Source organism: Streptomyces sp. SID3343 (assembly GCF_009865215.1).
Classification (GTDB): Bacteria; Actinomycetota; Actinomycetes; order Streptomycetales; family Streptomycetaceae; genus Embleya.
The window spans coordinates 1-5,887 of sequence record NZ_WWJX01000961.1; the positions used below are offsets into that span (position 1 = coordinate 1).

At 71.4% G+C, this 5,887-nt stretch carries 6 protein-coding genes and 1 pseudogene; 3 read left to right on the forward strand and 4 right to left on the reverse strand.

Going from position 1 to position 5,887, the window contains the following annotated elements; all coding sequences use genetic code 11:
- Positions 1-179: 179 nt before the first annotated feature.
- Entirely contained in the window at positions 180-1,184 is a 1,005-nt protein-coding gene (locus GT354_RS30185) for an SDR family NAD(P)-dependent oxidoreductase (protein WP_346012242.1), read from the reverse strand.
- A gap of 243 nt (positions 1,185-1,427) precedes the next feature.
- Here GT354_RS30185 and GT354_RS30190 point away from each other — a divergent pair, with 243 nt between their 5' ends.
- Positions 1,428-1,634 (forward strand): hypothetical protein, encoded by a 207-nt coding sequence (locus tag GT354_RS30190; protein WP_161359550.1) that lies wholly within the window; start codon positions 1,428-1,430, stop codon positions 1,632-1,634.
- A complete protein-coding gene (locus tag GT354_RS30195) occupies positions 1,631-2,017 on the forward strand; it encodes a hypothetical protein (RefSeq protein WP_161359551.1) in 387 nt (128 codons plus the stop codon). The genes GT354_RS30190 and GT354_RS30195 overlap by 4 nt, the downstream gene beginning before the upstream one ends.
- 91 nt (positions 2,018-2,108) lie before the next feature.
- On the opposite strand, the gene GT354_RS30200 is transcribed toward GT354_RS30195, so the two are convergent.
- Complete coding sequence (locus tag GT354_RS30200) at positions 2,109-3,242, reverse strand: NAD(P)/FAD-dependent oxidoreductase (RefSeq protein WP_161359552.1); 1,134 nt, start codon at positions 3,240-3,242, stop codon at positions 2,109-2,111.
- Between the two features lie 133 nt (positions 3,243-3,375).
- On the opposite strand from GT354_RS30200, the gene GT354_RS30205 reads away from it, so the two are divergent.
- A complete protein-coding gene (locus GT354_RS30205) occupies positions 3,376-4,149 on the forward strand; it encodes a TetR/AcrR family transcriptional regulator (protein ID WP_161359553.1) in 774 nt (257 codons plus the stop codon).
- Between the two features lie 34 nt (positions 4,150-4,183).
- On the opposite strand, the gene GT354_RS30210 is transcribed toward GT354_RS30205, so the two are convergent.
- Together GT354_RS30210 and GT354_RS30215 are read right to left on the reverse strand one after the other, a co-directional pair.
- Positions 4,184-5,152, reverse strand: a complete 969-nt coding sequence (locus GT354_RS30210; protein ID WP_161359554.1) for a Gfo/Idh/MocA family oxidoreductase — start codon at positions 5,150-5,152, stop codon at positions 4,184-4,186.
- Between the two features lie 105 nt (positions 5,153-5,257).
- Positions 5,258-5,887, reverse strand: a pseudogene (locus GT354_RS30215) (polysaccharide pyruvyl transferase family protein); the annotation flags it as partial.

Sequence of the window (5,887 nt, forward strand, 5' to 3'; positions counted from 1 at the left end):
CGCCCGAGGTGACCTCGGCGGCGTCGGTGGCCCGGCGAAGCGGGCACGGGTCGTCCGCAGGCGCCCCGCCGGCGCCCGGTCGGCGCGGCGATGATCGCCGGGCGCGCGTCACGGCCGGGAACTTCGCAGGCGCGCGTCGGGGATCGACGGACGTCGTCCGGACGTCGGCCCGAGTCCCTTCAGGGGGTGCGTGGTTCGTTCCAGCGGTGGGCCGCGCGTTCGCCCAACGCGGCGACGCGGTCCGTCCAGGGCGTTCCCTTGGCGTGTTCGGTCGCGCCCGAGCTTTCCTCGGTGTCCGCGTGGGCGCCGGGGGTCGGGAGCAGGTGGTCGGCGAGGGCCAGGGCGCGGGCGGTGGTGGCCGGGGCGATGCCGTGCGCGCGGACCGCGAGCTTGGCCGCGGTCGTCAGGACGATCTCGGGTCTGCCCCGCAGGCCGGCCCGGACGATCGCCCGGGCAGCGCGTTCGGCGTCCATGGACAGCAGCGGGAGCGACGCGGCGGCCGCGAACCACGCGTATTCGCGCGAGCGTCGGCCGGTGAAGCGCGCGGCGCGGTGTCCGCCGGTGCGCATGAGGCCGGGAATCGCGGTGGTCACGCTCACTCCGGAGCCGGCCAGTTCGGCGCGCAGCCCTTCGGAGAAGCCGGTCGCGGCGAACTTGGCGCAGTCGTACGGCAACAGGTGCGGGGCGGCGATGCGACCGCCGATGGAGGTCACGTTGACGACACGGCCCGCGCCGCGTTCGCGCATCGTCGGCAGGACGGCGAGTGTCAGGCGGACCGGGCCCATGAACATCACCTCGATCGCGCGGCGAAACGCGTCGACGTCCAGGGATTCGAGCGGGCCCACGGTGATGATGCCGGCGTTGTTGACGAGGATCTCGACCGTACCGTGCCGCTCGGTCACGGACGTCACCAACGCGTCGACGCTGTCCGGGTCGCTCACGTCGCATCGTTCACGGGAGACCTCGTGGCCGGTGTCGCGGTGGATCAGCTCGGCGCCGCGCGCGAGTTCGTCCGTGTCGCGGGCGCAGATGCTCACGCGCGCGCCGAGTCCGGCCAACTCGCGTGCGATGAGCAGGCCCAGGCCCCGGGAACCCCCCGTGACCAGCGCGACCCGGCCTCTGACCTCGGTCGGCGCGCCCGGACGGGTGCCTCGCCCGCGGATGTGGCTCGCTGCTGCGCTCACGGTGTTTCCTCCTCGACACTGCGGATGGGGCGGGGCCGCGCGGGTGTGGTCGGCGGCAACCGCCGGTGCCAAGGGTGCCCCCGTGCGCCGTCCGCAACCCCGGGCCCCCGATGGCCGGGTTCACGAATCCCGGCGCCGTCACCGGCGGACGAATCTCCAGCCGGACCGCCACCGGTCGAGCCGGGATGCTCTCGGTACCGCGCCGGTACCGTCGGGCGGTACCCGGCTGGTACCTTGACGGGCATGCCAGCTTTGAACATCGAGTACACGGACGAGGAACTGGCCGCGGTCCGCGCGGCCGCGCAGCTCGGCGGCAAGTCGGTCAAGGCCCACGTGCACGACCTGAGCGTGTCCGAGGCCGCCCGCCGCAACTTCGTGACCGGCGCCGCCACGTTCATCACCGACCACTTGGCCGAGTTCCAGGACGCCTTCCCCGAGGGTCAGCGTTGATCCTGCGCGTCGACGCCGGATGGGTCCTGGACATCCAGACCGCCAACACGCCCGTCAACCTCCCGCTCGTCGACTGGGGATCGTTCGCATTCTGCGTCGAGCGCCACCGCTACGAACGCTTTCGCGGCGAGCTGTACTACGAGGAGACCGCCGCGCGCGCCGCGACGTTCGTCCACTCCATGGTCGTCCTGGAGCCCTTCGCCGACTTCAACGCCGTCGTCGGCTCCGCGTGCGCCGCCCAGTACATGGCCGGCTCCGACGAACCCCTCACCGTTCCCCCCGGCGGCTGGATACAACTGACCCGCGACATCCGCGAACGCAAACACTCGCTCACCGACGTCGCCCGGACCCTGCGCGCGTGGAGCGGCTCGCAGACTCGTTGATCGGCGCCACGGCCGATGGTTCACCGACGCGGCTTCGTGAAGGACACCCCACCGCGCGCCGGCGGCCACGCGCAACGCGCCGACGAGGGCCTCAGCGGGACTGCTCGTGCCCGGTGAACAGGCTGATGAGACCGTGCGGCGCGGTGTCGCCGAAGATGAGCTCGAAGTCCCGAGCGGCCTCGGTGGCGGCTTCGGTACTGCGGGGGAACAGGGCCCGCTCGTACCCGGCGAGCGCGGCCTCGACGTCGTCCGGGTGCGCGGCGAGGGCCTTGCCGAGTTCGGCGCCGTCGAACATGGCCAGGTTGGCGCCCTCGCCGTTCGGACGCGAGAGGTGGGCGGCGTCGCCGAGCAAGGTAACCCCCGCCACTCGGTCCCACCGGTGCCCGATCGGCAAAGCGTGGATGGGCCGCAGGACCGGCGCGGTGTCGCCGTCGGTGATCAGCGTGGTGAGCTCCGCTGCCCAGCCGTCGAACTCCTGCGCGATTCGGGCGGTGGTCGCGACGGAGTCGGTGAAGTCGATACCGGCGAACCAGTCCTGCGACTTCGACAGCGCCACGTACGTGTGCAGGGTCCCGGCACTCTCCCGATGAGCCTGGATCGCCCTACCCGGGGTGATGGCCACCATCGCTCCGGCGCCGACCGCCTTCGCACCGGCCGGGTGCCGGGTGTCGCTGTCGAGCAGGTACGTCTCGACGAACGACGTGCCGACGTATGCGGGTGTGGCGCCGGAGAGCAGCGGCCGTACCCGTGACCATGCGCCGTCCGCGCCGACCAGCAGGTGCGTGACGGCGGTGGTGCCGTCGGCGAAGGTCACCTCGTGGCGCCCCTCGCCGAGGGCGCGGACGCCGCCGACCTTGTGACCCCAGCGGACGGTGCCGTCCGGAAGCGAGTCGACCAGCAACTGTCGCAGTTCGCCCCGCAGCACCTCGGGGCGGCCGCCCGTGCCGTCGTCGGGTTCGTCGAGCAGAACGGTTCCGTCCGGAGCGAGGACTCGGGTCGCCTCGCGGCCCTCCAGGACGATGCCGCGGAACTCGTCGAACAGGCCGGCCGCCTGTAGAGCGAGTTGGCCGTTGTACTCGTGGATGTCGAGCATCCCGCCCTGAGTGCGCGCGGTCGGGGAGGGCTCCGCTTCGTAGACCGTGGCCGAGATGCCGTGGACGTGCAGGACGCGGGCGAGCATGAGGCCGCCGAGGCCGGCGCCGACGATCGTGACGGGGGTGTGCATGGTGACTCCTCAGGTAGTGATGCCGCCGGGTGGGGTCCGGTCGACTCGGGTTGGAAACTCGCTCCAGATGCCGTCTGGAATCTCGTTCCACAGCCATGTTGGAACGGGATTCCAGATGTGTCAAAATGGCGGCATGACAGCACCGACGCGCAAGAAGCCGGAGCGGCGTACGCAGGCGCTCACCCGCGAGCGCATCGTCGAGGCCGCCGTCGAACTGCTCGACGCGGGCGGCGAGAGCGGACTGACCTTCCGGACGCTGACCGAACGCCTCGCCACCGGGCCGGGGGCCGTCTATTGGCACGTGGCGAACAAGGAGGATCTGCTCGGCGCCGCGACCGATGCCGTCGTCGCCGCCGCCGTCGCGCCCGATTCCACCGTGCCCGCCCATCCGGCCGATCCCACCGACCCCGCCGAGCCCCCGTCCTCGCCGCACGACCGGATCCGAGCCGTCGCGTTCGGCCTGTTCGACGCGATCGGGGAACATCCGTGGCTCGCGACGCAACTCGCGACGCAGATCTCCCGCGGCCCCGGCGGGACGGTGGCGCCGCAGATCTTCGAAAGCATCGGTCGCCAGGTCCGGGCCATGGGCGTACCCGAGGGCAGTTGGTTCACGGCGGCCTCGGCGTTGCTGCACTACATTCTTGGCGCCGCCGGCCAGAACGCCGCGAACAGCGCGAGGGCCCGCGCCCTCGGGTCGGACGCGAACCGGGCCGAGTTCCTCGAAACCGCATCGACGGCTTGGGCCGAACTCGACCCCGACGACTACCCGTTCACCCGGGCCGTGGCGGGTCGGTTGCGCGACCACGACGACCGCGAGCAGTTCCTCGCCGGAGTCGACTTCGTCCTCGCCGGCATCGCCGCAGTCCACCCGGACGTGGGCGACGGGCGGCGTCCGCACCGAGGGTGACGATCATGCGGTGAGCACTGGTCACCGCTCACGACTATCGAACCAGGGCGCTGCCTGGAGTCGGTCGGTAGTCGTCCGCCGCCCGGATGAGACGGTCGAGGGTCCGGGCATCGCCGAGCACGAGCTCGTCGAACTCCCGGGAACCGGTGCGGGCGGCGTCCACGACGCGGCTCAGGAAAAGCTGCATGCTGTCGGCAGGCGGTACCCGGCGAACGTGTTGCCCCTTGTCGTCGTGCACCGTCAGCGTGGTCTCCACCCCGGGCGGCATGGAGAACGCGCGCTCGACGTCGACGACTTCGTGTCTGCCCAGCAGTTGCAGCACGTTCCGGTAGGCACTGGTGAACCCGAAATGGCCGACGACCGTCCTCCCTTCGGCGTACCGGGCCAACGCGCTGAAGGAGAGGTCGAGGCCGTCCGCTGTACGGTCGCCCACCATGACGCCGACCCGCTCGGGTTCCAAGCCCCACAACACACGCCCCAGGGAAGCGAGATACGGGCCGGTATCGAAGAGGGCCCCGCCGCCTCGGGCCCGGTCGTGCCGGAAGTCGTCGGCCGGTACCGGGGGCGTGAAGACGGCCAATGCCTTCGTGGCATTCGCGGCCAGTTCCCTGACCACCGAGAACATCGGGTGGAACGCGTAGCAGGTCGCCTCCGCGAGCACGAGGGACGAGCACCTGGCCAGTTCCACCAACTCGGTCGCAACCTGTACGTCCGGCAGAGCCGGCTTGTCGACCACCACATGCCAGCCCGACTCCAGTGCGTACCGGGCCGCGACGGCGTGTTCGCTGTTGACCGACGACACGTAGGCCAAACCCGGTGGGTGTGCCGCCAAGGCTTCGCGCCAGTCGCGGTGGAGCCTTCCCGGCTTCGGCGCCTGCGCCGCGTCGCCCGGGCCGGCGTGCCGGCTGGCGATGTGGACAGTGGTGATCTCGGGCATCGACGCGGCGGCCGGCAGGACCCGGCGCCGGGCGAATCTCGACAGTCCGATCAGAAGCAGTTCCATGGCTCTCCGGGGGTAGTGCCCGATGCCTCCCACTGCCCATCCGGCCGCCCCGCACGGGCCGACAAGCCGACGGGCAAGCGGGAAGCGGACAAGCGGACAGGCGGGTCAGCGGGCCGGCGGGTCGGCCGGGCCGCGCCCATAGATCCGCTCGGCCACGGCCAGCTTGGCGGCGCGCATTCGAGTCAGCCGCTCGGAGTGGTAACCGCCGGAGGTGGGGCGCTCGGGAATCCTCGACTCATCGAGCAACTGCCAGCGAGAGCCACCGTCGATCAGCGATCGATGCTTGGTGGTGTAGTAGTCGGCGCGTACGACCAGCGCCACGCCGAAGGCGCCGGCCGCGCCGGCCACCGCGTGGGGATGGAAGCGGGTACTGATCCAACACTGGCCGGCGCGTGCGGGCAGGCCGTGCACGAGTACGTCGTCGAGCGAGTATCGCCGGGCACGGGGCAGCAGCTTCTCGGCAACCGCGAGCACGTCGCGATCCTTGTCGGGGGAGCACTCCAGCAGGCCCACGTCCGTCACCTGCCACGCGCGCAGTACATCGGCCACGAAGCGGACCGTCTCCTCGGTCGCACTCGCGCTCTCGGCCAGCAGCGACTGCACGCTCACCATGACCTCCGGTACCGCTTCGTCGGTACGCAGCAGGTGCGGACCGAACCCGAGAAAGACGTCGTCGCAGTAGTCGCCGGAGGGGACGAGCCCGGCGAACTCCGCGGAGGGGGCGTCCCGTACATC

Bases quoted from the DNA above. Each gene is read 5' to 3' on its own strand.
- GT354_RS30190 (WP_161359550.1), top strand. From the start codon at position 1,428: ATGCCAGCTTTGAACATCGAGTACACGGACGAGGAACTGGCCGCGGTC.
- GT354_RS30205 (WP_161359553.1), top strand. From the start codon at position 3,376: ATGACAGCACCGACGCGCAAGAAGCCGGAGCGGCGTACGCAGGCGCTC.
- GT354_RS30200 (WP_161359552.1), bottom strand. From the start codon at position 3,242: ATGCACACCCCCGTCACGATCGTCGGCGCCGGCCTCGGCGGCCTCATG.
- GT354_RS30210 (WP_161359554.1), bottom strand. From the start codon at position 5,152: ATGGAACTGCTTCTGATCGGACTGTCGAGATTCGCCCGGCGCCGGGTC.